This window comes from Bacillus sp. SA1-12, from assembly GCF_000981385.1.
Taxonomy (GTDB): Bacteria; Bacillota; Bacilli; order Bacillales; family Bacillaceae; genus Metabacillus.
This window is the reverse complement of the sequence record NZ_LATZ01000009.1, coordinates 20,735-42,713: the sequence shown is the minus strand read 5'-3', so window position 1 is coordinate 42,713 and position 21,979 is coordinate 20,735. Positions and strand designations below refer to the sequence as shown.

General features: G+C 37.9%; 23 protein-coding genes. 1 reads left to right on the top strand and 22 read right to left on the bottom strand.

The features are described 5' to 3' along the window. Positions 1 to 7: 7 nt before the first annotated feature. The 20 genes from lepB to WQ54_RS08090 all read right to left on the bottom strand — a co-directional run bounded on the left by lepB (position 8) and on the right by WQ54_RS08090 (position 20,374). Entirely contained in the window at positions 8 to 556 is a 549-nt protein-coding gene (gene lepB / locus WQ54_RS08190) for a signal peptidase I (protein WP_046514694.1), read from the bottom strand. Positions 557 to 800: 244 nt separating this feature from the next. Then, positions 801 to 1,145 (bottom strand): 50S ribosomal protein L19, encoded by a 345-nt coding sequence (rplS, locus tag WQ54_RS08185; RefSeq protein WP_046514692.1) that lies wholly within the window; start codon positions 1,143 to 1,145, stop codon positions 801 to 803. Between the two features lie 159 nt (positions 1,146 to 1,304). Further along, a complete protein-coding gene (trmD, locus tag WQ54_RS08180) occupies positions 1,305 to 2,039 on the bottom strand; it encodes a tRNA (guanosine(37)-N1)-methyltransferase TrmD (protein WP_046514689.1) in 735 nt (244 codons plus the stop codon). Then, a complete protein-coding gene (rimM, locus tag WQ54_RS08175) occupies positions 2,039 to 2,560 on the bottom strand; it encodes a ribosome maturation factor RimM (RefSeq protein ID WP_046514686.1) in 522 nt (173 codons plus the stop codon). Before rimM ends, trmD begins: the two co-directional genes overlap by 1 nt. 5 nt (positions 2,561 to 2,565) lie before the next feature. Further along, positions 2,566 to 2,946: a YlqD family protein gene (locus WQ54_RS08170; protein ID WP_046514683.1), complete on the bottom strand. Its 381-nt coding sequence runs from the start codon at positions 2,944 to 2,946 to the stop codon at positions 2,566 to 2,568. 202 nt (positions 2,947 to 3,148) lie between these two features. After that, positions 3,149 to 3,379: a KH domain-containing protein gene (locus WQ54_RS08165; protein ID WP_046515044.1), complete on the bottom strand. Its 231-nt coding sequence runs from the start codon at positions 3,377 to 3,379 to the stop codon at positions 3,149 to 3,151. A gap of 14 nt (positions 3,380 to 3,393) precedes the next feature. After that, positions 3,394 to 3,666: a 30S ribosomal protein S16 gene (gene rpsP / locus WQ54_RS08160; RefSeq protein ID WP_046514680.1), complete on the bottom strand. Its 273-nt coding sequence runs from the start codon at positions 3,664 to 3,666 to the stop codon at positions 3,394 to 3,396. A gap of 156 nt (positions 3,667 to 3,822) precedes the next feature. Next, a complete protein-coding gene (gene ffh, locus WQ54_RS08155) occupies positions 3,823 to 5,163 on the bottom strand; it encodes a signal recognition particle protein (RefSeq protein ID WP_046514675.1) in 1,341 nt (446 codons plus the stop codon). Between the two features lie 11 nt (positions 5,164 to 5,174). Next, on the bottom strand, positions 5,175 to 5,507 hold the full coding sequence (locus WQ54_RS08150) for a putative DNA-binding protein (RefSeq protein WP_046514673.1): 333 nt from the start codon (positions 5,505 to 5,507) through the stop codon (positions 5,175 to 5,177). A gap of 447 nt (positions 5,508 to 5,954) precedes the next feature. After that, the gene (gene ftsY, locus WQ54_RS08145; protein WP_046514671.1) at positions 5,955 to 6,953 is read right to left on the bottom strand and encodes a signal recognition particle-docking protein FtsY; all 999 of its coding nucleotides are present in this window, start codon (positions 6,951 to 6,953) and stop codon (positions 5,955 to 5,957) included. A gap of 18 nt (positions 6,954 to 6,971) precedes the next feature. Further along, complete coding sequence (gene smc / locus WQ54_RS08140; protein ID WP_046514669.1) at positions 6,972 to 10,535, bottom strand: chromosome segregation protein SMC; 3,564 nt, start codon at positions 10,533 to 10,535, stop codon at positions 6,972 to 6,974. 590 nt (positions 10,536 to 11,125) lie between these two features. After that, positions 11,126 to 11,869, bottom strand: coding sequence for a ribonuclease III (gene rnc / locus WQ54_RS08130; protein ID WP_046514663.1), 744 nt, complete (start codon positions 11,867 to 11,869; stop codon positions 11,126 to 11,128). A gap of 267 nt (positions 11,870 to 12,136) precedes the next feature. Beyond that, positions 12,137 to 12,370 carry an acyl carrier protein gene (acpP, locus tag WQ54_RS08125; RefSeq protein WP_046514660.1) on the bottom strand — a complete coding sequence of 78 codons (234 nt, stop codon included), beginning with the start codon at positions 12,368 to 12,370 and terminating at the stop codon, positions 12,137 to 12,139. Between the two features lie 158 nt (positions 12,371 to 12,528). Next, positions 12,529 to 13,269 (bottom strand): 3-oxoacyl-[acyl-carrier-protein] reductase, encoded by a 741-nt coding sequence (gene fabG, locus WQ54_RS08120; protein ID WP_046514657.1) that lies wholly within the window; start codon positions 13,267 to 13,269, stop codon positions 12,529 to 12,531. A gap of 2 nt (positions 13,270 to 13,271) precedes the next feature. Next, on the bottom strand, positions 13,272 to 14,213 hold the full coding sequence (gene fabD / locus WQ54_RS08115; protein WP_046514654.1) for an ACP S-malonyltransferase: 942 nt from the start codon (positions 14,211 to 14,213) through the stop codon (positions 13,272 to 13,274). Between the two features lie 44 nt (positions 14,214 to 14,257). Beyond that, entirely contained in the window at positions 14,258 to 15,244 is a 987-nt protein-coding gene (plsX, locus tag WQ54_RS08110) for a phosphate acyltransferase PlsX (protein WP_046514652.1), read from the bottom strand. A 10-nt stretch (positions 15,245 to 15,254) separates the two neighbouring features. Further along, positions 15,255 to 15,827, bottom strand: a complete 573-nt coding sequence (gene fapR / locus WQ54_RS08105; RefSeq protein ID WP_046514649.1) for a transcription factor FapR — start codon at positions 15,825 to 15,827, stop codon at positions 15,255 to 15,257. A 216-nt stretch (positions 15,828 to 16,043) separates the two neighbouring features. Continuing rightward, entirely contained in the window at positions 16,044 to 18,092 is a 2,049-nt protein-coding gene (gene recG, locus WQ54_RS08100) for an ATP-dependent DNA helicase RecG (protein WP_046515042.1), read from the bottom strand. A 234-nt stretch (positions 18,093 to 18,326) separates the two neighbouring features. Further along, positions 18,327 to 19,994, bottom strand: coding sequence for a DAK2 domain-containing protein (locus WQ54_RS08095; protein ID WP_046514647.1), 1,668 nt, complete (start codon positions 19,992 to 19,994; stop codon positions 18,327 to 18,329). A gap of 17 nt (positions 19,995 to 20,011) precedes the next feature. Beyond that, positions 20,012 to 20,374, bottom strand: coding sequence for an Asp23/Gls24 family envelope stress response protein (locus WQ54_RS08090; protein ID WP_046514644.1), 363 nt, complete (start codon positions 20,372 to 20,374; stop codon positions 20,012 to 20,014). 286 nt (positions 20,375 to 20,660) lie between these two features. Here WQ54_RS08090 and rpmB point away from each other — a divergent pair, with 286 nt between their 5' ends. Beyond that, positions 20,661 to 20,849, top strand: coding sequence for a 50S ribosomal protein L28 (rpmB, locus tag WQ54_RS08085; RefSeq protein WP_046514638.1), 189 nt, complete (start codon positions 20,661 to 20,663; stop codon positions 20,847 to 20,849). A gap of 143 nt (positions 20,850 to 20,992) precedes the next feature. Here rpmB and spoVM read toward each other — a convergent pair whose 3' ends face one another. After that, the gene (spoVM, locus tag WQ54_RS08080) at positions 20,993 to 21,073 is read right to left on the bottom strand and encodes a stage V sporulation protein SpoVM (RefSeq protein WP_003328987.1); all 81 of its coding nucleotides are present in this window, start codon (positions 21,071 to 21,073) and stop codon (positions 20,993 to 20,995) included. Positions 21,074 to 21,224: 151 nt separating this feature from the next. Further along, positions 21,225 to 21,869: a thiamine diphosphokinase gene (locus WQ54_RS08075; protein WP_046514630.1), complete on the bottom strand. Its 645-nt coding sequence runs from the start codon at positions 21,867 to 21,869 to the stop codon at positions 21,225 to 21,227. Positions 21,870 to 21,979: the final 110 nt, after the last annotated feature.

Below are 21,979 nucleotides of genomic sequence, written 5' to 3'. Positions count from 1 at the left end.
CTTTTCATTACTCAAATCTAAAGCTTGAGATCGGCCAATAAACCAAGCTTGCTTTTCCCATAACTTCTTCCATTGGAATAGTCCCAATATGCCGGCTGTCTTTACTTTGCCTTCTATTATCTCCCATTACAAAAATATGACCTTCCGGCACGGTTTCTTGTCCAATAATGCTTTCAAGATCAAAAGGCTCAGTTAATGGACCATCTACTAGTTGATTTTTATATTCATCAAGATAAGGTTCTTCATACTTTTTACCGTTAATATAAAGTGAATCATTTTTATACTCAACATGATCCCCTGGTAAGCCGATTACTCTTTTAATATAATCTTTATCGACAGTAGCATGAAAAACAACAATATCAAAGCGTTCAGGCTCACCCATTTTATATGAAAATTTATTCACTATCATTCTGTCTTGTGTATGTAAGGTTGGCATCATTGAGTGCCCATCAACTATGATTGGGGCAAAAAAGAAATACCTTATGGCAGCCGCTAAGATAACGGCAATGGCTAACGCTTTTATCCATTCGAGCAGTTCATTTTTCTTTTTTGTCATACTTTCACCTACTCTAGCAATCATTATGACCACAGTCTACTTATTACTATACCCCATAAAAAGGCATGACAATCGAGCAATTCATCTAAGAACAATATAAAGGGATATCTTGAGACAACTCACTTTATCAGATGCCATTTAGATGAAAAAGGAGCTTGTTCATGAACAAGCTCCTTATCAACTATACGGACAGCACAAGCAAGTTGCACCCCATATATTGAGACTTAGCATACGCTAAGCAATCTTATCGGATTTCTTTGATACGTGCAGCTTTACCACGTAATTGACGTAGGTAGTAAAGTTTAGCACGGCGAACTTTACCGCGACGGATAACTTCTAATTTCGCGATCTTTGGTGTGTGTACAGGGAAAGTACGCTCAACACCTACTCCGTAAGAAATCTTACGTACTGTAAATGTTTCACTAATTCCACCACCACGACGCTTAATCACAACACCTTCAAACACCTGGATACGCTCACGAGTACCCTCAACAACTTTAACGTGTACGCGTACAGTATCACCAGGACGGAATGCAGGCAGATCAGTTTTTAATTGTTCTTTTGTGATTTCTTCAATTAGTTTTTGCATCGTATTCAACTCCTTCCAACAGATGCTCTTACCAATCTTCTAATTGCAGCGGAACATCGTTTTAAAAGACTTCTGCAGCGAAAAATTTATCTTATAAACTTTTGTTTGACAGGAAGTCACGAGATTTATCATACCATATAGACGCATTTGCTGCAATAGCTAGTTCTCATTTTCCCATTGTTTTATTAACGATTTTTGTTCTTCTGTTAAAGGGTATGATTTTAATAAGTCTGGTCTTCGTTCAAAGGTTCTACGCAGTGACTCCTTCTCACGCCACTCCTTGATTAGCTTATGATTCCCCGATAAAAGCACCTCTGGAACCTTCATACCGCGAAAATCGGCAGGTCTTGTATAGTGAGGATGCTCCAGCAGACCTGAACTATATGAATCCAAAACAGGGGAATCCTCATTACCAAGCACACCAGGCAACAGGCGAACAACGCTATCTGCAATAACCATTGAGGCAAGCTCTCCTCCTGTTAATACAAAATCTCCAATCGAGATCTCATCTGTAACAAGATGTTCTCTAATCCTTTCATCATAGCCTTCATAATGGCCGCAAACAAACAACAGATGTTGTTCTGTGGCTAATTGTTCAGCTTTGGCCTGTGTAAAACGCTCTCCTTGCGGGCAAACAAGAATCACTTTTGGGGTAGAATCAGTCTCCTGTCTAATCGCTTCTACAGCGTCAAAGATAGGCTGCGGCTTCAGTACCATACCTGCTCCGCCGCCATAAGGATAATCGTCTACGGTAAGATGTTTATTTGAAGAGTAATCACGAAAGTTAATTACACGAAACTGCACAGCCTTTTTTTCTTGCGCCTTTTTTAAAATCGATTCATTTAAAACACCATGAAACATCTCTGGAAAAAGTGTCATAAAATCAATTTTCATTAGTCTATTAACCCTTCCATTGGAGTAATGATCACTTTTTTGTTTTCTACATCAATGTCCTTAACAATCTCTTCGATGTAGGGAATAAGCAGATCCTTACCTGTCTTTCTTTTTATCACCCAGACATCATTTGCCCCTGTTGCTAAGATCTCACGAATCGTTCCAATTTCTTCTTCCTCATCAGAGTACACTTTGCACCCTATAATTTCATGAAAATAAAATTCACCCTCATCCAGCTCTGTTAACTGCTCTTCATTGACCTTTAGTAATGATCCTTTAAAATGCTCAACATCCTGTATAGAATGCATTCCCTCAAAGGTTAGTAAATCGAAATTTTTATGTACGCGGTGGCTTTCGATTACAACCTCAATTGAGTCATTAGAGCCTTCCTTGAATATGTATAGTTTGTTGCCAGGTTCATATCTTTCCTCAGCAAAATCTGTTTTCGAAATCACGCGAACTTCTCCTCTAATTCCATGCGTGTTAACGATTTTTCCAACATTAAACCATTTTTCGGCCATCATGATCACCTCAGGCGTATTTGATCTACAATTCCATCTTTAATGACAATTGTTTTTTCTTTCATTAATTCATTCCAATTATCACCTATATTTACTTCAAAAATCGCTTCAACTTCCTTTTCCTTTAGCTCACTGCCTATTGGCAATGTATTAGCTTGTTGAAGCTGAAATTCAACAAGTTTAATTTTCTCCCGTCTTTTATCAATCTCTTTTAAAAATTGACTTGCAAGCTGCTTGCTCGTTTTTTCAACCTTTTTATATTCAAAGTATAATTGATCACATTCTTGCACCAGCATTTGTTTCTTGTTAGTAAACTCCTCGATCAATGACTTTTTACTAGTTTCGGTTAATATCTGTTTCACAATTACGCGGTGGAGTATATTCATTATTGTTCCTCCCCTACTTGAGCTATATACCTATAAGCGGAAGCGCCTCTCTAAAGCCTAAAGGCCAGGGACTGTAGCTAAACACTATACCAGGCACAATAGTAAAACTCTCTTCTTGAACAGAAAAGCGAAAGCGAGTATTAAGGCGAAGCATGCTATTCTATTGATACAAAAAAAGGGGAGGAACCTTCCTCACCCTTTTTTAGTCATTAATTTCTAGTTGAATTCTTTTAGATGAATTAGATCCCGCTGCATAAACAACAGTTCGAATTGCTTTTGCTATTCGGCCTTGTTTTCCAATTACCTTGCCAATATCTTCTTTATGAACAGAAAGGCGATACGTAATTTGGTTCTCTGTTTCCAGTTCTGTTATTTCAACATGTTCTGGTGAGTCAACAAGCGGCTTAACAATTGCTTCGATTAACTCTTTCATCTCATTCACAGTCATTACTTGCTGTATTTTGCGTTATGGAATTTTTCCATAATGCCTTGTTTAGAGAACAAGTTACGTACTGTATCAGAAGGTTTCGCACCATTTTGCATCCATTTCAACGCTAACTCTTCGTTGATTTTAACTTCTGCAGGTTGAGCAACTGGATTGTATGTTCCAACTACTTCGATGAAACGTCCATCACGTGGTGAACGAGAATCTGCTACTACAATACGATAAAAAGGAGATTTTTTTGCTCCCATACGTTTTAAACGAATTTTTACTGCCATTTTATAAAGCACCTCCGAAAATGTTTCAACAAGATAGTATATTATCAAATAAGTGATATGATGTAAAGGTTTTTTTCTTGTCAGAAGAAAATTCCTTTGAAAAAAGTGTTTTTTGTACCTAGTTTTGGTGTCTAGCTCCGGCGCCTCCGCCTTTTATTACATAAACGGGAATTTAAAGCCTTTTTTCTTGTTTTTTGACATACTGGTCATTTGCTTCATCATTTTTTTCATATCATCAAATTGCTTTAAAAGCCGGTTTACTTCCTGAACAGATGTACCGCTGCCCTTTGCTATTCGCTTTTTACGTGATGCATTCATAATCTCAGGATTGATTTTTTCCTGCGCAGTCATTGATTTGATAATTGCCTCAACATGACTAATTTGCTTTTCATCAACCTGAAGATTTTTCAGCCCTTTCATTTTATTGGCACCTGGAAGCATGCCAATAAGGTCTTCAAGAGGACCCATGTTTCGCACTTGGCCAAGCTGTTCAAGAAAATCATCAAATGTAAAGGACATTGTCCGCATTTTTTGCTCAAGCTCTTTCGCCTTTTCAGCATCAACATTTGTCTGAGCTTTTTCAATTAAAGTTAATACATCACCCATGCCAAGGATTCTGGATGCCATTCGTTCAGGATGGAATGCTTCTAATGCATCAAGCTTCTCGCCGAGACCTACAAACTTAATCGGTGTATCTGTAACAGAACGAATCGATAAGGCTGCACCCCCGCGTGTATCACCATCAAGTTTGGTCAGTACTACGCCTGTCAATCCAAGTTGTTCATTAAAGCTTTTTGCAACATTTACTGCATCCTGACCTGTCATCGCATCGACTACGAGGAAAATTTCATCAGGCTTGGCAATGCTTTTTACCTGCTCCAGCTCTGCCATTAAATTTTCATCAATGTGCAGACGCCCTGCTGTATCGATAATAACATAATCATGATGCTCTTCTTTTGCGTATTCAAGTGCCTTGGTTGCAATTTCAACTGGGCTAACTTGATCCCCTAAAGAAAAAACAGGCATATCCAGCTGCTTGCCTAATGTCTGCAATTGTTTGATTGCAGCAGGACGATAAATATCAGCTGCAACAAGCAATGGCTTACGATTGAATTTCTTCCGTAATAGGTTTGCAAGCTTTCCTGTTGTCGTAGTTTTACCAGCACCTTGCAGACCAACCATCATAATGACTGTTGGCGGGCGATTCGAAACAACAATTTTACTTTGCTCTCCACCCATTAACTCAGTTAGTTCCTCTTTAACAACTTTTATGACTTGTTGGCCAGGGGTTAAACTTTTCATGACTTCTTGACCAACAGCACGTTCACTTACACGCTTAATAAAGTCTTTAACGACTTTGAAGTTAACATCGGCTTCCAACAGCGCAAGGCGAACCTCCCGCATCATTTCTTTAACATCAGCCTCAGATACCTTCCCTTTACCGCGAATTTTTGCCATCGTATTTTGCAGTCGGTCGGCTAATCCTTCAAATGCCATAATGCCGCCTCCTAATCTAATTTCTCAAGTTCATTTAGCAATGACTCGATTTCGGCGTTTTGCTCTTTAAAAACCGAAAACTCTCGAAGCTTGGTCAATAGCTCTTGACGCTTTTGAAATTTTTGAAATAATAATAGCTTCTCTTCGTATTGCTCCAGCATTGCTTCAGTACGTTTAATGTTATCGTATACTGCTTGTCTGCTAACATTATATTCTTCCGCAATTTCACCAAGGGAGAAATCATCTAAATAGTATAACGACATATAGCTCTTTTGTTTAGGCGTTAGCAATGATTGATAGAAATCAAACAGGTAATTTAGCCTTGTCGTTTTTTCAAGCATCATGCCGTTTCACCCCTTTGTTAAGTGAATTACCTTTACATGTTATTAGTCTACATATGTCAGATTTGCTTGTCAAGTTATAATCGTTGCTGGAGCGTAGTATTTCAGAAATATAAAATAGATGGAGCTTTGAAAAATTTGAGGACAAGAGAATGAAAAATTGCTTGATTTATCCTAATCGTTCTAGTTACAGCAATATTATGTGGAACTATAGGTACAGTACAGGCTTTTGTCCCTGAACATACTTACAGCCGCTTTATTAGGTTCATTATTAATTTTAGGAGGCTATGCCTTTACTTTTATATAGGTGGATCGGAGCAGGGATTATTTTGTTTGCCATTTGATTTTATCGATTACTCAGAGGAATTAACAACACGGACGGTTCTATTTTAGATAGTAAACGGAAAAGAGCTAACTTTTAAAATCACTTGAAAAGTTAGCTCTTTTTTATTAATCCTCTTTCTCTTGTGCTTCTATAATGCCAGAGAAAAGACCATATACATATTGTTCTGTATTAAATTCCTGAAGATCGTCCATTTTTTCTCCAAGGCCAACTAGTTTTACAGGAATGTCCAGCTCGCCTTTAATCGCTAAGACAATACCGCCTTTTGCAGTACCGTCTAATTTGGTTAACACAATTCCCGATACATCTGTTGCTTGAGAAAATTGTTTTGCTTGTGTCATGGCATTTTGACCAGTTGTAGCATCCAGTACAAGTAATACCTCATGTGGTGCACCAGGTATTTCTTTTTCAATGACACGCTTAACTTTTTCCAATTCCTTCATGAGATTCACCTTGTTTTGAAGTCTTCCTGCTGTATCACATAAAAGAACATCTACTTTTCGTGCCTTTGCAGCCTGTACTGCGTCGTACATAACAGCCGCTGGATCGGAGCCTTCAGATTGCTTGATCACATCAACGCCAACCCGTTCTCCCCATACTTCCAGCTGCTCAATTGCCCCTGCTCTAAATGTATCTCCAGCAGCTAACAAAACTGAGTTTCCTTCACTTTTAAGCTTGTGTGCCAATTTTCCAATTGTTGTCGTCTTTCCTACCCCATTGACTCCAACAAAAAGTACGACATTTAATCGATCTGGCTCAAGATTTAACTTGTTGTCTTCCTCAACTTGATCCCCCTGATAAATTTCAACGAGCTTTTCTGAAATTACTGCTTGAACTTCTTTCGTATCCTGGATATTGCGACGTTTTACTTCCATCTTCAGTTCATCAATGAGATCCATAACCGTCGTTACACCAACATCTGCGCTAATTAAAAGCTCTTCAAGCTCCTCAAAAAACTCTTCATCGACTTTACGGTATCTCGCAACAAGATCATTCATTTTTCCAGCAAATGAATCTCTTGTCTTCGTGAGGCCTTCTTTAAACTTTTCTGTTACAGAATCTGTTTGCTTTGTAATCTTTTCTTTAAGTTTTTTAAAAAAACTCATACTTGTTCGTCCTTTCGGCTAGGATTGTACTAATTCTTTTGTTTCTTCAAGTCTTACAGATACAAGCTTAGAGACACCTGATTCCTGCATCGTAACTCCATACAGGACATCCGCTTCCTCCATCGTTCCTTTACGGTGTGTGATCACGATAAATTGTGTTTCTTTGCTAAACTTTTTCAAATACTGGGCAAAGCGATGAACATTTGCTTCATCTAGTGCTGCTTCAACTTCATCAAGCACGCAAAATGGAACTGGTCTCACCTTTAAAATCGAAAATAAAAGCGCAATGGCTGTGAGTGCGCGTTCTCCCCCTGAAAGGAGGCCAAGATTTTGAAGCTTTTTACCTGGCGGCTGTGCCACAATCTCAACACCAGTGTTTAATAAATCATTTGGGTCTGTCAGTTTTAATTCAGCCCGGCCGCCGCCAAAAAGCGCCTGAAAGACTGATTCAAAATGGGAACGAATAGCATTGAAAGTCTGCTCAAATCTTCTTTTCATTTCTTCATCCATTTCATCAATGACCTGGTAGAGTGTATCTTTAGCCTCTGTCAAATCATTTCGTTGCTCAGACAAGAAGGTAAAGCGTTCATTTACCCGTTCATATTCTTCAATCGCTCCTAAGTTTACCGTTCCTAGCTCATCGATTGCAAGCTTGATTAACTTTACCCGCTTTCTAGCTTCATCGATTTCCACCTCAAGCGTATATCTCTCCTTGGCCGCTTCAAAGGTTAATAAATATTCCGCACGTAGATGGTTAAGGCGATTGTCTAATTCAACATCTAAGCGATTAAGCTTAACCTCTTCATCCTTTAAGCTGTCCTGAAGCTGTTTATCCTGACGCTTTAACTCTTTTAACTCGCGCTCCTCATCCTCAAGTTTTGCTTGTAGCTGGACTCGTTCGTCACGCCGCGAAGAAATTAACTCGATTGTTTTATTTTTATCTTGCAGCTTTTTCTTAGCAGCCTCTTCTAACTTTTCTTCACCAGATGAGCTTGAATTCATTTCATTTGAAAGGAAGGAATAGTCCTCTTTTGATTCATTATATTTCTGCAGTGATTCTTCAAGATCCTGGTTTATACGAACAACCTTTTCTTTTTGGTTTTCATACACTTGCTTCTTACTTGCAAAGACAACCATTAATTCGGTCAATTCACTTTGGAGCTCATCCTTTGAAGTTTGTTGTGATACTTTTTTCTCTGATAGCTCCTCAATTTCCTTCTCCAGCTTTTCCAGTGTTGCTCCCATTTTTTCCAAACTTAGACTAAGCTCTTTTTTTCTTGCTGAAAATCGTTCCTTTTCGGTCTCAAACGATTCTCGCTCAGCATCATATAATTTTAAATGGTCATTAACATTCTTTTCATTGATTTCAATTTCTCTTATTTCGCTTCTAATCATTTGCTCTTCTAAGCGTAGTTTTTCACCTTTTGCGCGAAGTTCTTCAAGAAGATCTTCATTATTTTGGATCGTTTGCTTTGTCGCCTTCACATCTTGTTCAAGCAGAGCTGTTTTTTCTTCCATTTCCGCTAGTTTCTCTTGAATTGTTTCTAATTCTCTCCCTCGGCTTAAAAGAGAGTTATTTTTTTGTTTAACTGCTCCGCCCGTCATTGATCCGCCTGGATTCACAACATCACCTTGAAGAGTAACAAGTCGATAGCGATAATTCATTAACTTTGCGATTTCATTTGCACCCTTGAGATCAGTAGTAACAACCACGGTTCCAAGCAGATTTCCAATAATTGCTTTAAATTGCGGTTGATAGTTTACTAGATCAGTTGCAATGCCAACAAATGCTTGATGGGTTTCAATCATTCTAAGATCATGAGGGACGATTGAACGAGGCTTTATAACAGATAACGGTAAAAATGTTGCCCGTCCAAAAGAATGCTCCTTTAAGTATTGTATTGCTTTCCTTGCTGCTGCTTCATTCTCAACAACAACATGCTGCATCGAACTGCTTAACGCAATTTCAATCGCCGTTTCATAGTTTTTATCTGTTGACAGTAACTCAGCAACCGCCCCGTGAATGCCTCCAAGCTGTTCCTTTGCTTTTAAAATCTCCTTAACACCCTGAAAGAATCCCGCATAGTCCTCCTGCATGGATTCTAGTACCTCTTTTCTGGAACGTGTTTGCTGAAGAATTTGATAAGCTTGATATAAAGCAGATTCTTTCTTTTGATATGCATTTTTTAAGTTTTCTAGTTTGGCTTGTGCATCGCGGAAGTTCTTTATTTGATCAGATAACTGACTCTCAATAAGCGAATATTTTGCTTCAATTTTTGTCTTTCTTTCAACTATTTCATGTCTCTCGGTAATATACCTTTTATTTGAATCTTGCAGTCTAGTGCTTTTCCGTTCTTGCTGGTTTAGCTGTTCATCAATATAATGAATTTCATTTCGGGCCGCTGCTTGTTCATTAAGCAGTTCAAAATATTCACTTTTTAATCCCTCAATTAATTCCTCGATATTTTGATCATAAGTTGTCATAATCTGCTGCTTCTCAGTTAATTGATCTTGAATTGTTTGCAGCTCATTTTTATAAGTTAATAAGAACTCTTCCTGCTCTTTTTTTTCTCTTTTTAACTGTGAAACTCGATCATTTAGCTCTTCTATCAACTTTTCTAACTGCGCCTTATTTTGATGGGCATTTTTCTTCCGTTCTTTAAGAACTTCTTTTCTTCCCTCGAGTTTTTCTAATTCTTCACTCGCTAATAGTAGTACCTGCTGCAAGTCGTTAATGGACTCATCTAAAGCAGTAAGATGATCCCGCATTTTCTCCACTTCTGCTTCCTTCTTTTGCATTGTGGCACATAGTTTTAATTCATGGTCTTTTCCTTCATCAACTGATTTTGCCAGTGCCTCATATTTTTGATGAAGCTCTTCGATTTCATATACTGTCAGCGCTACTTCAATTTGTTCAAGTTCTTCTTTTTTTTGCAGATAATCCTTTGCAATGGATGCTTGAATTTTTAAAGGTTCAACCTGACTTTCGAGCTCGTATAAAATGTCCTGGACGCGATTAAGGTTTTCCTGTGTTTCTGCTAACTTATACTCAGCCTTCTTTTTTCGCGACTTATATTTTAGCACTCCAGCAGCTTCTTCAAAAATACTTCTTCGTTCTTCAGCTTTACTGCTAAGGATTTCTTCAACCTTCCCTTGGCTTATAATGGAAAATGCTTCTTTTCCAAGACCAGAATCCATAAACAAGTCCACAATATCTTTCAGGCGGCAGCTTTGCTTATTAATATAAAATTCGCTTTCTCCAGAACGAAAGACACGTCTTGTCACACTAACTTCATGATAATCAATTGGAAGAAAATGATCTTCATTATCCAAGGTTAATGTTACTTCAGCAACATTTAACCCTTTTCTAGAATCACTTCCTGCAAAAATAATATCCTCCATTTTTGCTCCCCGAAGTGATTTAGCTGACTGTTCTCCTAACACCCATCTAATTCCATCGGTAATATTACTTTTCCCGCTGCCATTTGGTCCAACTACAGCAGTTACACCTTTTACAAAATCAACCGTTACCCGTTCAGCAAAGGACTTGAATCCTACAATATCCAACCGTTTGAGGAACATTGTGATTTCCTCCTTACTCTTTTCAATTTGATATGTGATTTCTTTCATCTATGGCTTTTTTCTAATTGATTGTTGTTTTTAATAAAACTTCTTTGTTATTCTTGCCTGTTGATTTCCGTTACAGGCACTCGCTTTCCGAGTGTGGTCCTGAAGACTCCTCAGGTTGAACGCCTGCCAAAAGATCTCCCTGTCCCGTTGCTCCCACGGAAGACTCGCGTATCCTTTCCATTCAACATAGAGCATACGCTCAGGTTCATTAAATGGCCATAATTCAAAAAACAAAGAAGGTTCTCACTTCGAACTTTAAAATGAACAACTGATCTCAGCATTCACTTTCTTATCCTTTTAACAATAATATTTGAAAAAAACCCAATCTTTCAATCACGCTAATGTTGTATTTTTAAGTTTTATATAGCGAAGACATGTTTAAATTATGATAAAGCCTCTCATATTTTATCACATTCTATTTAATATAAGTCATAAAAAAGGGACAACTTTAGCTATGTCATGTTCATCACTATAAATCATTTTTCGTAATGGAAATGATAGAATAGGAAGTACATGCTTTTCTAAATCTGCCCCTAGTTATGCTAGTTATTTAGCTGTTGTAGCTTTGATAATGCTTCTTGTGCGGCATGCTGCTCTGCTTCTTTCTTCGACCTTCCGCTGCCGGTTCCAAAAATTTCACCATTCAAAGAGACTGTTGATACAAATTCCCGATTATGGGCTGGCCCTTTTTCTTGAAGGATTTTGTATTCTAGTATGCCTTTTGTATCCCTTTGAACAAATTCTTGCAATTGACTTTTAAAATCCATCACATGCGAAAAAGCACCTTCATCAATCTTAGGAATCACGAACTTTTCTAAAAATTGTACGACAGCATCTAAGCCCTGATCTAAGTATAAAGCACCGATAAATGCTTCAAATACATCTGCTAATAATGCAGGACGTGCACGTCCCCCAGTCATTTCTTCCCCTTTTCCAAGCAAGACTAGTGTGCCGAATGAAAGATTATTAGCAAACGAAACTAGGGAAGGTTCACAAACAATTGCAGCACGCAGCTTTGTCAGTTCTCCTTCACTCATCATCGGATACTTCTTATAAAGAAATTGTGAGACTGTAAGCTCCAGTACTGCATCTCCCAAGAACTCAAGCCTTTCATTATCTTCATAAGGCTTCTTACGATGCTCATTCACATATGATGAATGAGTGAAAGCTTGATATAAAAGCTTTTCATTCTTGAATGTATGACCAATACGCTCCTGAAATTTTTTGAATTCCTCTGCCTTTCTTGCAAAGGTTCTTTTCTCTTTATAATTTATATGTCTAGGCATATGATCCTCCAATAAAAGCGGAAGCGCTCTTTTTTAGCCTCATTAATATAAGACGCTCCATAATAAAAGGGCTTAATACCTTTAATTATGGAGAGGCTTATAAACCAAAAGGCAGTAAAAAATAACAATAAATCCAATTGCCTATTTCGTGCTGCCCGGCAAAAAGGCGCTAAAGCAAACTAATAGTTCATCAATTTCCATTTTTCCATTAAAAAAACATAATAAAAGGGGTAAAGCCCCGCAAAAATACGGGACTTTAACACAACATTATTGTTGGCTATTTATGTAGTTAACAGCGTCACCCACTGTACTAATTTTTTCTGCATCTTCATCAGAAATTTCCATATCGAACTCATCTTCAAGTTCCATAACAAGCTCAACTACATCTAGGGAATCTGCACCAAGATCATCTTTGAATGAAGACTCTAATTTTACTTCAGCCTCATCAACACCTAAACGGTCTACGATAATCTTTGTTACACGATCTAATACTTCTGCCATTTTCCTTCACCTCCCCTCAAGTATTATAAGTTATTTTCCCTTGAAAAACTAGGTTTCCTATTAGCATTTTTTAAATCTTTTCTAAGAGGTTTTATAAATAATGTCAAGGGTTAGTGCTTTAATAGAATAGCAATATAATGAGTGAGAAACAAGCTTTTTTACATGACCATTCCGCCATTTACATGCATTGTTTGACCAGTTATATATTTACTCTTATCTGAAGCAAGGAAAGTAACAATATTAGCAATATCACTTGGCTCTCCTAGTTTTGCTAAAGGAATTTGCTTAAGCATTTCCGCCTTCATCTCTTCAGATAGCTCATCTGTCATATCTGTTGTAATGAAGCCAGGTGCAACAGCATTTACTGTAATATTTCTTGAAGCTAGCTCCTTTGCAGTCGTTTTCGTTAAACCGATAACACCGGCCTTTGCTGCTACATAATTTGCTTGTCCTGGATTGCCGCTGACACCAACTACAGAAGTGATATTAATGATACGTCCATTCCGCTGCTTCATCATTTGGCGAGTAACAGCTTTCGTACATAGGAAGACACCCTTTAGATTTGTATTTATAACATCATCCCATTCATTGTCCTTCATTCTCATTAATAAATTATCACGAGTGATACCAGCATTATTAACAAGGATATCTAATTGTCCGAATTGGTTAATTACTTCTTTTACCATTTGAGTGACTTCTTCACTATTACCCACATCAGCTTTTATAGCAAATGCGTTTCCGCCACCTGCTTTAATTTCATCAACAACCTCATTAGCTTTCGCTTCATTTCCTGCATAATTGACAGCAACACTTGCGCCATTTTTTACTAAATCAAGAGCAATTGCTCTGCCAATTCCACGTGATGCCCCTGTAACTAACGCTACTTTGTTCTCTAGCATATTTACTCCCCCTTTAGCTTTTCAACAGTTGATTTCATTGTTTCTAGATCTGAAATCGCATAAACGGCAGCAGAACGATCAATTTTCTTCACAAGACCTGACAATACTTTACCAGGGCCAATTTCAATAAACGTGGTTACGCCATTTTCAATCATTGTTTTTACAGATTCTTCCCATCTTACTGGAGAGTATAACTGCTTTACAAGTAATTCCTTAATTTCTTCTTGTTTCGTTACTTGATCGGCTGTTACATTCGCAATAACTGGAATGACTGCGTCCTGAAAGTTTAATTCACTTAATACGTTTTGCAACTGATCAGCTGCAGGTTTCATTAATTCTGAATGAAACGGCCCGCTTACAACAAGAGGGATGGCACGTTTTGCTCCCTTTTCTTTTGCAATTGCCGACGCCTGTTCCACACCTTCAGCTGTTCCTGATATAACAATTTGCCCAGGACAATTCAAATTCGCCAATTGAACAGAATGACCTGTATTCGTTACCTCAGAAGTAACAGCCTCAAGGTCTTCAGAAGCTAAGCCTAATATTGCTGCCATTGCACCTTGACCGGCTGGAACAGCTTCATCCATAAACTCTCCGCGTTTTTTCACAGCATATACTGCATCCTCAAAGCTTAAAACACCAGCTGCAACAAGTGCTGTATACTCGCCAAGACTATGTCCTGCAACAAAGTCAGCCTTAATCCCATACTGTTTAAAATGTTCTAAAATCGCAATGCTCGTGGTGAGCAAAGCGGGCTGCGCATTATATGTTAATGTTAATGTATCCTGAGGGCCTTCAAAAATAAGCTCTGAAAGCTTTTCCCCTAATCGATTATCAGCTTGTTCAAAAATATCTTTTGATTCTTCAACATGATCAAATAGCTCTTTCCCCATTCCTACTGATTGCGACCCTTGTCCAGGAAAAATAAATGCTATTTTTGTCATAAAGCTTCCCTCCCATTTCTTTTATTCCTTATCACTTTTAACTTTTACTTTGTGCTCCTAAGCGAAGCATGAATAGTTTCCGTAACATTGTACGATACCATTTCACGAGTTTGACGGATTGCATTATAAATTGCATTCGCATCGGAGGAGCCGTGTGCTTTTATTACAGGAGCCTTTAAGCCAAATAATGCGGCACCGCCATATTCCGAATAATCCATTTTTTGTTTTATCCCTTTAAATTCAGGTTTTAACATTCCTGCGGCAATTTTCGACTTAAGATTGCTTGTTAACGCCGATTTCATCATCGAAAAGACGGATAAAGCCGTTCCTTCAATTGACTTTAAGGCGATATTACCTGTAAAACCATCTGTTACAACAACATCTGCAACTGATTCCATTAAATCTCTTGATTCCACATTCCCAATAAAATTTAACTGCGAGCTTTTTAAAAGCTCAAATGTCTGTTTTGTCAATTCATTCCCTTTTTTATCTTCAGTTCCAACATTTAATAACCCTATACGCGGATTATGAATTCCCCGCACCTTTTCAACATAGATCGAACCCATCAGTGCATATTGAAATAAATGCTCTGGTTTTGCATCTACATTCGCACCGACATCTAAAAATAAAAAACCCTTTCCATCCAAGGTTGGTAATGTCGGTGACAAGGCCGGACGTTCAATCCCCTCGATTCGTCCGACTATAAATAATCCCGCAGTCATTAATGCACCAGTGTTACCAGCAGATATACACCCGTCTGCACGACCTTCCTTTACTTCGTTAGCCATGAGCACCATTGACGCGTTCTTTTTTCTTCTTACTGCTCGTACCGGTTCGTCTGTCGCTTCAATGACTTCATCTGTATGTATCACATTAATTCTCGTTTGCTCTGTTAAGTACTGTTTAATTTTATCCTCTTGGCCAATAAGTGTTACCTCTAAATCAGGAAAAGCGGAAATAGCCTTTATAACCCCCTCAACTACTGATTTAGGAGCATGATCTCCACCCATTGCATCAATCGCTAGCTTCATTTTATGTTACCTACCTTTGTGCCAGATTTGAGCGATACATGTCAAATTCACCGGAAAATACTAATTCATTACCTACATAACTGTTAACTTCTACAATTGTACGCCCTTTTTCAGAATCGCCATTTACAACCTTTGCTTTTGCAATCACACGCTCATTTTCTTTTACTTGTCTTGTAAATCGGATATTCGCTTTTGCTGTTAAAGCTAGTTCATCGTTGATAACAGCAACTGCCAATGAATTCGCTTGAGCAAATAAATGATGTCCACGAGCAATTTGATTTCTGCTAAAAACATGCTCTTTTTTAATCTCTAAAATTGAGATTGCCGATTCATCTAGCTGAAGATCGATTATTTCCCCAATAATTTCCTCAATTTGCAACGATTTCACTTCATCGTCGAGCCTTTTTTCCGCAACATGTTTAATTCGTTCCCTTAATTCCGGAATGGATAATTCCAACCGATCTAATCGAATTGTTTGAATGCTTACTTGAAATTTATCTGCTAATTCCTCATCTGTTATAAATGGTGTTTCACTTATTGTTTCTTGTAATAACCGCTGTCTCTCTTTTTTATTCTTTCTCATAATTTCTAAGACACCATCCGAACTATTAAGACTAGGTACTAATAGTAGTATATAGAGAAAGAAAACAGATTGCAAGAAAGAAATGCAGGAGTAAATGCTAGGATAAAATGCATAAGACGCCCATTATATGGGTGCTTTATCTCCCCTCAATGGACGTCTTATTAAGAAATGGCTAGAAATCATTTGATAATAAATAATCAATTCTTCAATTTTCTATTAATCTAATTTTTCTCCATCTAAAATACCTGTTTCATGTAAATACATTCTTAACCCTTCAAATTTATCCTCGTTCCAAAAGGCATTTGATTGAATTAGTTCAACAGCATCCTGCCTTGCAACCTCAAGTGCCCGGTAATCATGAACCATATCAGCAACTTTAAAAATCGGCATGCCGCTTTGCTTCTTTCCAAAGAAATCGCCTGGACCCCTTAACTCTAAATCCCTTTCAGATAAGACAAACCCATCATTTGTTTCTGTCATAATGGTCATTCTTTCTTTTCCAGTTTCCGATTTAGGATCAGCCAATAAAATACAATAGGACTGTTCGCTTCCTCTTCCTACCCTGCCGCGCAGCTGATGAAGCTGGGACAAGCCAAAGCGCTCTGCATCATAGATTACCATTGTCGTGGCATTCGGGACATTTACCCCTACCTCAACCACCGTAGTAGAGACTAAAATATTCACTTCATTTCGGCTAAAACTTCGCATAACCGCATCTTTTTCATCTGAGGTAAGTCTTCCATGCATCAGCCCTACTTTAAATCTTCCTTTATAATAATGGGTGAGCATACTATGAACATCAAGGGCATTTTGTACATCCAGCTTATCAGATTCTTCAATTAGCGGGCAAATGACATAGGCTTGCCGCCCCTTAGCAACCTCTTTTTCAATAAAAGCTAAAATCCTTTCAAGCATAGATGGCTTTACCCAATAGGTTTCGATTGCTTTTCTACCCGCTGGCAGTTCATCTATAACGGAAACATCCATTTCACCGAATGCAGTTATGGCTAATGTGCGGGGAATCGGAGTTGCGGTCATAAATAACACATCTGTATTCTCCCCCTTCTCTCTCAGCATTCTCCTTTGTTCAACACCAAATCTATGCTGCTCATCAGTAATGACTAAGCCAAGTCTATGAAATTCAATATCGTCCTGGATCAGGGCATGGGTTCCTACTAATAATTGAATTTCATTATTTTTTACTTTTTCCAGCAGTTCACGGCGTTTCTTGCCCTTTACTGAGCTTGTTAACAATGCGACATTTACATTAAATGGTTCAAAAATGGTTAGCAATGATTCTGCATGCTGCTCTGCTAAAATTTCGGTTGGAACCATTAGCGCACCTTGATAGCCTGATAGGACTGCCGCATAGATGGCTATTGCTGCAACAACCGTCTTGCCAGACCCAACATCTCCTTGGAGCAAACGATTCATTCTATAAGGAGACTGCATATCTGTAATAATTTCATTGATCACTCGTGTTTGTGCATTTGTAAGCGGAAATGGTAAAGCGTGAATGAACCGTTCAAGCTTATCTTTTGAAAAAGAATGGGATATCCCGCTTACTTGCTCTCTTTGGGCTTTACGCAATGCTTGCATTTTCAATTGAAAAAGGAGAAATTCTTCATATACAAAACGTCTTCTTGCTTGCTTTAATATCTCAGGACCATCGGGTAAATGAATGGCCGTTAGAGCTTCCTTTCGCGTTAGCAGCTTATATTTTTGCAATAGCTCACCAGGTATCATTTCTTCTACATCATTAAAATATTCCTTTAAAGCAAGGGAGACAAATTTTCTCATTCCTTTAACTGTCAGTTTTCCTTTAATTGAATACACTGGTTCTATCCCTGTCACTGCTTGCTTTGGTCCAAATCCCAATTCCTGAACAGATATCGTTTGTCTATGTTTATCCCATTTACCTGTAACGGTAACAGTGGAATCAATCGTTAATTTATTTTTATAATACGGGCGATTAAAACAAACGGCTGAAACTAAGTAACGGCCCACTAATAAACGAAACGTCAGACGGGACCTTTTTTTTCCAAAATACGTAAGAGAAGGCTCACTATGTACTTTTCCTTCAACAGTTACCCGCTCATCATGCTTGACATCTGCAAGATCTTTCAAACTATTATCATCATATCTATATGGAAAATACTCTAGCAGGTCATGAATTGTATTAATTCCCATATCATTTAAGAGGTCCCTCGTTTCATCTCCAACCCCTCTTATAGCTGATACAGGGTCTTTTAGTCTTTTTTTCACGATCATATTTGCCTCCCAGTACATGCAGCTTATGGATTTTTTCTGTGGAAGACAGCTTACCTCCTTGTACGATTTCTATTTATGTTTGTCCATACACTTTGCTATAAGTTTAACAGATTTTCGTATATGCAGTACTAGATTCGTTTTCCTGGAATTTCTTAAAATAAAAAAATGATGGACCTTTCTGTTTTGAAATATCAAAAACCCGGCAACTCGCCGGGTTTTTGATCCTCATTATTCTACTGAAAAGATATAAGAGTATAAAGGCTGATCACCTTTATGTGTTTCAACCTCGATATCTTCAAATTGTTCTTCAACAAACTGAACGAGCTCTTCGAGTTCATCTTCACTCGCATCCTCACCTTGAATGATGGTTAAAATCTCATCCTCATCTGTGACAATCTCTGTTAAAAGCTTTTTCGAAGCTGATAGCTGGGTTTTATCCGTAATGACAATCTTTCCATCCAATATTCCCATAAAATCACCTTTTGCAATATCAAGGCCTTCAATATTTGTATCACGTACTGCATAGGTAATTTGACCGCTTTTTACACTGTATAATGCATCATTCATGACCGCTGAAACATCATTTGGTTCTGCCGTTGGGTTAAAGGCAAGCAGCGCGGCCATACCCTGTGGCACTGATTTAGAAGGAATCACTATCACATTTTCCTCAACAACAGTTGCTGCTTGTTGTGCAGCCATTACGATATTTGAATTGTTTGGAAGGATGATAATATTTTCCGCATGTACGTCTTTAATGGCTTGTACGATATCCTCGGTACTCGGATTCATCGTTTGACCACCTTCAATTACTTCATTTGCACCGATACTTCTAAATAAATCAGCAATCCCCTTGCCCATTGAAACAGTTACGACGCCATATTTCATTTTTTCCTGCTTCGTTTCTGTTGTTTGAGCAGCTTTTGGTTTTTCTCCAACAATATTAATATGCTGTTGCCGCATATTTTCGATCTTCATATTGATTAAATTTCCATATTTTTGACCATATGAAAGAACTTCACCTGGATATTCTGCATGTATATGTACTTTTGCAAGCTCATCATCGGAGATAACAAGTAAAGAATCGCCAAATTTACTTAAATCAGATCTAAATTTTTCTTCGTTGAATGGTGTTTTACCATCTTCAAAACGGACCATAAATTCTGTGCAATAGCCAAATTCTATGTCTTCTGTATTCATGTGACTTTGTACACTTTTATGATGTTCCGCGTTTACTAGTTCATCCATTGATGGTGTTGATACTGTTGTGGCGGAAAGCTTATCTCCTTTTAAAGCAGCTAAAAAACCCTCATAAACAAAGACTAAACCTTGACCTCCACTATCAACAACACCAACTTCCTTGAGTACAGGGAGCAAGTCAGGAGTACGCTTTAATGAAGCATCCGCCTCTTTTAACGTTACTTCCATTAACTTGTCGATGGAAGACTCTGTTTCTGCAGCAAGCACCGCTGCTTTCGCAGCATCCTTTGCAACGGTTAAAATTGTGCCCTCCACTGGTTTCATAACGGCTTTATAAGCTGTATCTACACCTGCCTGAAGCGCCTTTGCAAATTCAATGCTATTAATGTCTGTTTTCAATTCGATTGATTTTGAGAAACCTCTAAATAATTGAGATAGGATGACGCCCGAATTTCCTCGTGCTCCCATCAGCAACCCTTTAGAAAGCGCATGGCCAACTTTCCCGATATGATCTGATTGATTATTTTCGACTTCTTTTGCCCCTGATGTCATTGATAAATTCATATTTGTTCCAGTGTCACCATCAGGAACTGGGAAAACGTTTAATGCATCGACTAATTTTGCATTCATTGACAGGCGGTTTGCACCTTGCAAGATCATCTCAGCAAAACGCTTACCATCTAAAGTTGTTATTGACACAGGTCATTTCCTCCTAACTACGGGTTCGCTACACGAACACCTTGAACAAAAATATTAACCGAATCTACAGCAAGTCCGACCGTCTGATCTAACGTATACTTAACTTTCGTCTGAACGTTATGAGCGACTTCAGAAATTTTTGTACCATAGCTGACGATAATATACATATCAATATGAATGGAGTCGTCATCTTGACGCACAATTACGCCTCTGCTAAAGTTTTCTCTTCTAAGAATTTCTGTAAGACCATCTTTTATTTGATTCTTTGATGCCATTCCAACAATACCATAGCAGTCAATTGCTGCACCACCTGCAACTATTGCAATGACTTCGTTTGATATATCAATTTGTCCGTACTTCGTTTTTAATTCAATGGACATGATCAGTTCCCCCCTTGGAATTGTTCGCACTGGCTATTCTTATTTATTTTACTATAAGCATGATCAAATGAAAAGAAGCAGCGATTTTGACAACTGGCAGTTCTAGTCACTTATTATTATATACAACCTATTTTAGAATTACGATGTCAAGGAAAAATTCTTGAAAGCTTTCTTCAGAAGTATTGCATTCTTGAAACAGTTATGATAAATTATTAAAGTATCTCATGACTATGTACATGATTCATGTAAAATTCGTTAGGTTTTTTTGTAGTAAGGAGGGAATAACATGGCACGTAAATGCGTTGTTACTGGTAGAAAAACTCGCTCAGGTAATTCACGTTCACACGCAATGAACGCTAACAAACGTACTTGGGGCGCAAACCTTCAAAAAGTTCGCATCTTAGTTAACGGTAAACCTAAAAAAGTATATGTATCTGCTCGCGCTTTAAGATCAGGTAAAGTTGAGCGAGTTTAATTACTATTAAGCTCTCTCAAAAAGTCACAAAACATGAAATGATAGCTTATCTTAGTCTGCTTTCAAAGCAGCTATGTTTCATATTCATTAAATATAAAACGAATAAGCTAAGAAAAAAGCACCGAAATGACGGTGCTTTTTTCTTAATCTTTTTTAAACGAACCGAGCATCGCCCGAACAATTCCTCCTAAAAACTTCGGCAGCTTAATCGTATAAAATTTCATTGTTTCCCTCCTCAACCAAATCATTAAACATACTTGTTTAAAGGTGCTAATGCGCCAAGGTACAATAAATAAAATCAGTTCTGTAGCATTATATTCAGTCTGTGGAAAAAAAATGACGCTGAAACCTTTCCTCACCTAAAGTCCACAAGGCTTAATCTCGACTTCTTATCATTAATAATATGCCGTCATGAAATGAAAAAGTACCTAGTTCATCTATGAGTTCATTACTAATACATAATGTTGACCCTAAGGCAATATGACAATTTTTCAATGGATATTTAAACCCTTCCAGTGTCATACCTTTTATTTCATGACTGATCGGAATAAAGGAGACATACTTCAAATCCTTGTGCTTCTTTATTGTATATGTTCCAGAAGCGAAGAGGGTGATATGATTTTGACGATCGATTATTTCAATATTGGTCTTACAGCTTATTGCTTTTATAAGGAGATGGATATTTCCAAGCAGATGATCAATCCTTCCGCCAGTTACCCCAAATAGAAGAATTTTCTCATGTTGTTGCTGCAACGCCCAATCTAAGGCAAGCTCTGTATCCGTTTTATCCTTTTCAGCAGAATACAAAGATATATTTGGTAAGCTGCTTGTTAATTCCTTTTTTTCGCGATCAGATATCGAATCAAAATCTCCAAAAGCATACGCTATTGGTAAACCTGAATTCTTTAAGTATAAAACTCCTTTATCGACCCCTACCCAAGTAACATTTTGGTGATGATAGTCGGTTAATTTCGGGAGGTATTCTTTTGGTCCCCCGGCAACAAGTGCTATGGTTTTCATATTTGCTCCTTTAATAAAAACGTTTTATATAAATATGATAAAATGCGACAAAACAATTGGACTGTCTCGAAGTACAGATGTGCACGCGCTGACATTGCTACAGGACGTGA

Excerpts from the sequence above, each read along its gene's own strand:
- lepB (WP_046514694.1), bottom strand. The coding sequence starts at position 556 with ATGACAAAAAAGAAAAATGAACTGCTCGAATGGATAAAAGCGTTAGCC.
- rplS (WP_046514692.1), bottom strand. The coding sequence starts at position 1,145 with ATGCAAAAACTAATTGAAGAAATCACAAAAGAACAATTAAAAACTGAT.
- trmD (WP_046514689.1), bottom strand. The coding sequence starts at position 2,039 with ATGAAAATTGATTTTATGACACTTTTTCCAGAGATGTTTCATGGTGTT.
- rimM (WP_046514686.1), bottom strand. The coding sequence starts at position 2,560 with ATGGCCGAAAAATGGTTTAATGTTGGAAAAATCGTTAACACGCATGGA.
- WQ54_RS08170 (WP_046514683.1), bottom strand. The coding sequence starts at position 2,946 with ATGAATATACTCCACCGCGTAATTGTGAAACAGATATTAACCGAAACT.
- WQ54_RS08165 (WP_046515044.1), bottom strand. The coding sequence starts at position 3,379 with ATGAAAGAGTTAATCGAAGCAATTGTTAAGCCGCTTGTTGACTCACCA.
- rpsP (WP_046514680.1), bottom strand. The coding sequence starts at position 3,666 with ATGGCAGTAAAAATTCGTTTAAAACGTATGGGAGCAAAAAAATCTCCT.
- ffh (WP_046514675.1), bottom strand. The coding sequence starts at position 5,163 with ATGGCATTTGAAGGATTAGCCGACCGACTGCAAAATACGATGGCAAAA.
- WQ54_RS08150 (WP_046514673.1), bottom strand. The coding sequence starts at position 5,507 with ATGATGCTTGAAAAAACGACAAGGCTAAATTACCTGTTTGATTTCTAT.
- ftsY (WP_046514671.1), bottom strand. The coding sequence starts at position 6,953 with ATGAGTTTTTTTAAAAAACTTAAAGAAAAGATTACAAAGCAAACAGAT.
- smc (WP_046514669.1), bottom strand. The coding sequence starts at position 10,535 with ATGTTCCTCAAACGGTTGGATATTGTAGGATTCAAGTCCTTTGCTGAA.
- rnc (WP_046514663.1), bottom strand. The coding sequence starts at position 11,869 with ATGCCTAGACATATAAATTATAAAGAGAAAAGAACCTTTGCAAGAAAG.
- acpP (WP_046514660.1), bottom strand. The coding sequence starts at position 12,370 with ATGGCAGAAGTATTAGATCGTGTAACAAAGATTATCGTAGACCGTTTA.
- fabG (WP_046514657.1), bottom strand. The coding sequence starts at position 13,269 with ATGCTAGAGAACAAAGTAGCGTTAGTTACAGGGGCATCACGTGGAATT.
- fabD (WP_046514654.1), bottom strand. The coding sequence starts at position 14,213 with ATGACAAAAATAGCATTTATTTTTCCTGGACAAGGGTCGCAATCAGTA.
- plsX (WP_046514652.1), bottom strand. The coding sequence starts at position 15,244 with ATGAAGCTAGCGATTGATGCAATGGGTGGAGATCATGCTCCTAAATCA.
- fapR (WP_046514649.1), bottom strand. The coding sequence starts at position 15,827 with ATGAGAAAGAATAAAAAAGAGAGACAGCGGTTATTACAAGAAACAATA.
- WQ54_RS08090 (WP_046514644.1), bottom strand. The coding sequence starts at position 20,374 with ATGTCCATTGAATTAAAAACGAAGTACGGACAAATTGATATATCAAAC.
- rpmB (WP_046514638.1), top strand. The coding sequence starts at position 20,661 with ATGGCACGTAAATGCGTTGTTACTGGTAGAAAAACTCGCTCAGGTAAT.
- spoVM (WP_003328987.1), bottom strand. The coding sequence starts at position 21,073 with ATGAAATTTTATACGATTAAGCTGCCGAAGTTTTTAGGAGGAATTGTT.
- WQ54_RS08075 (WP_046514630.1), bottom strand. The coding sequence starts at position 21,869 with ATGAAAACCATAGCACTTGTTGCCGGGGGACCAAAAGAATACCTCCCG.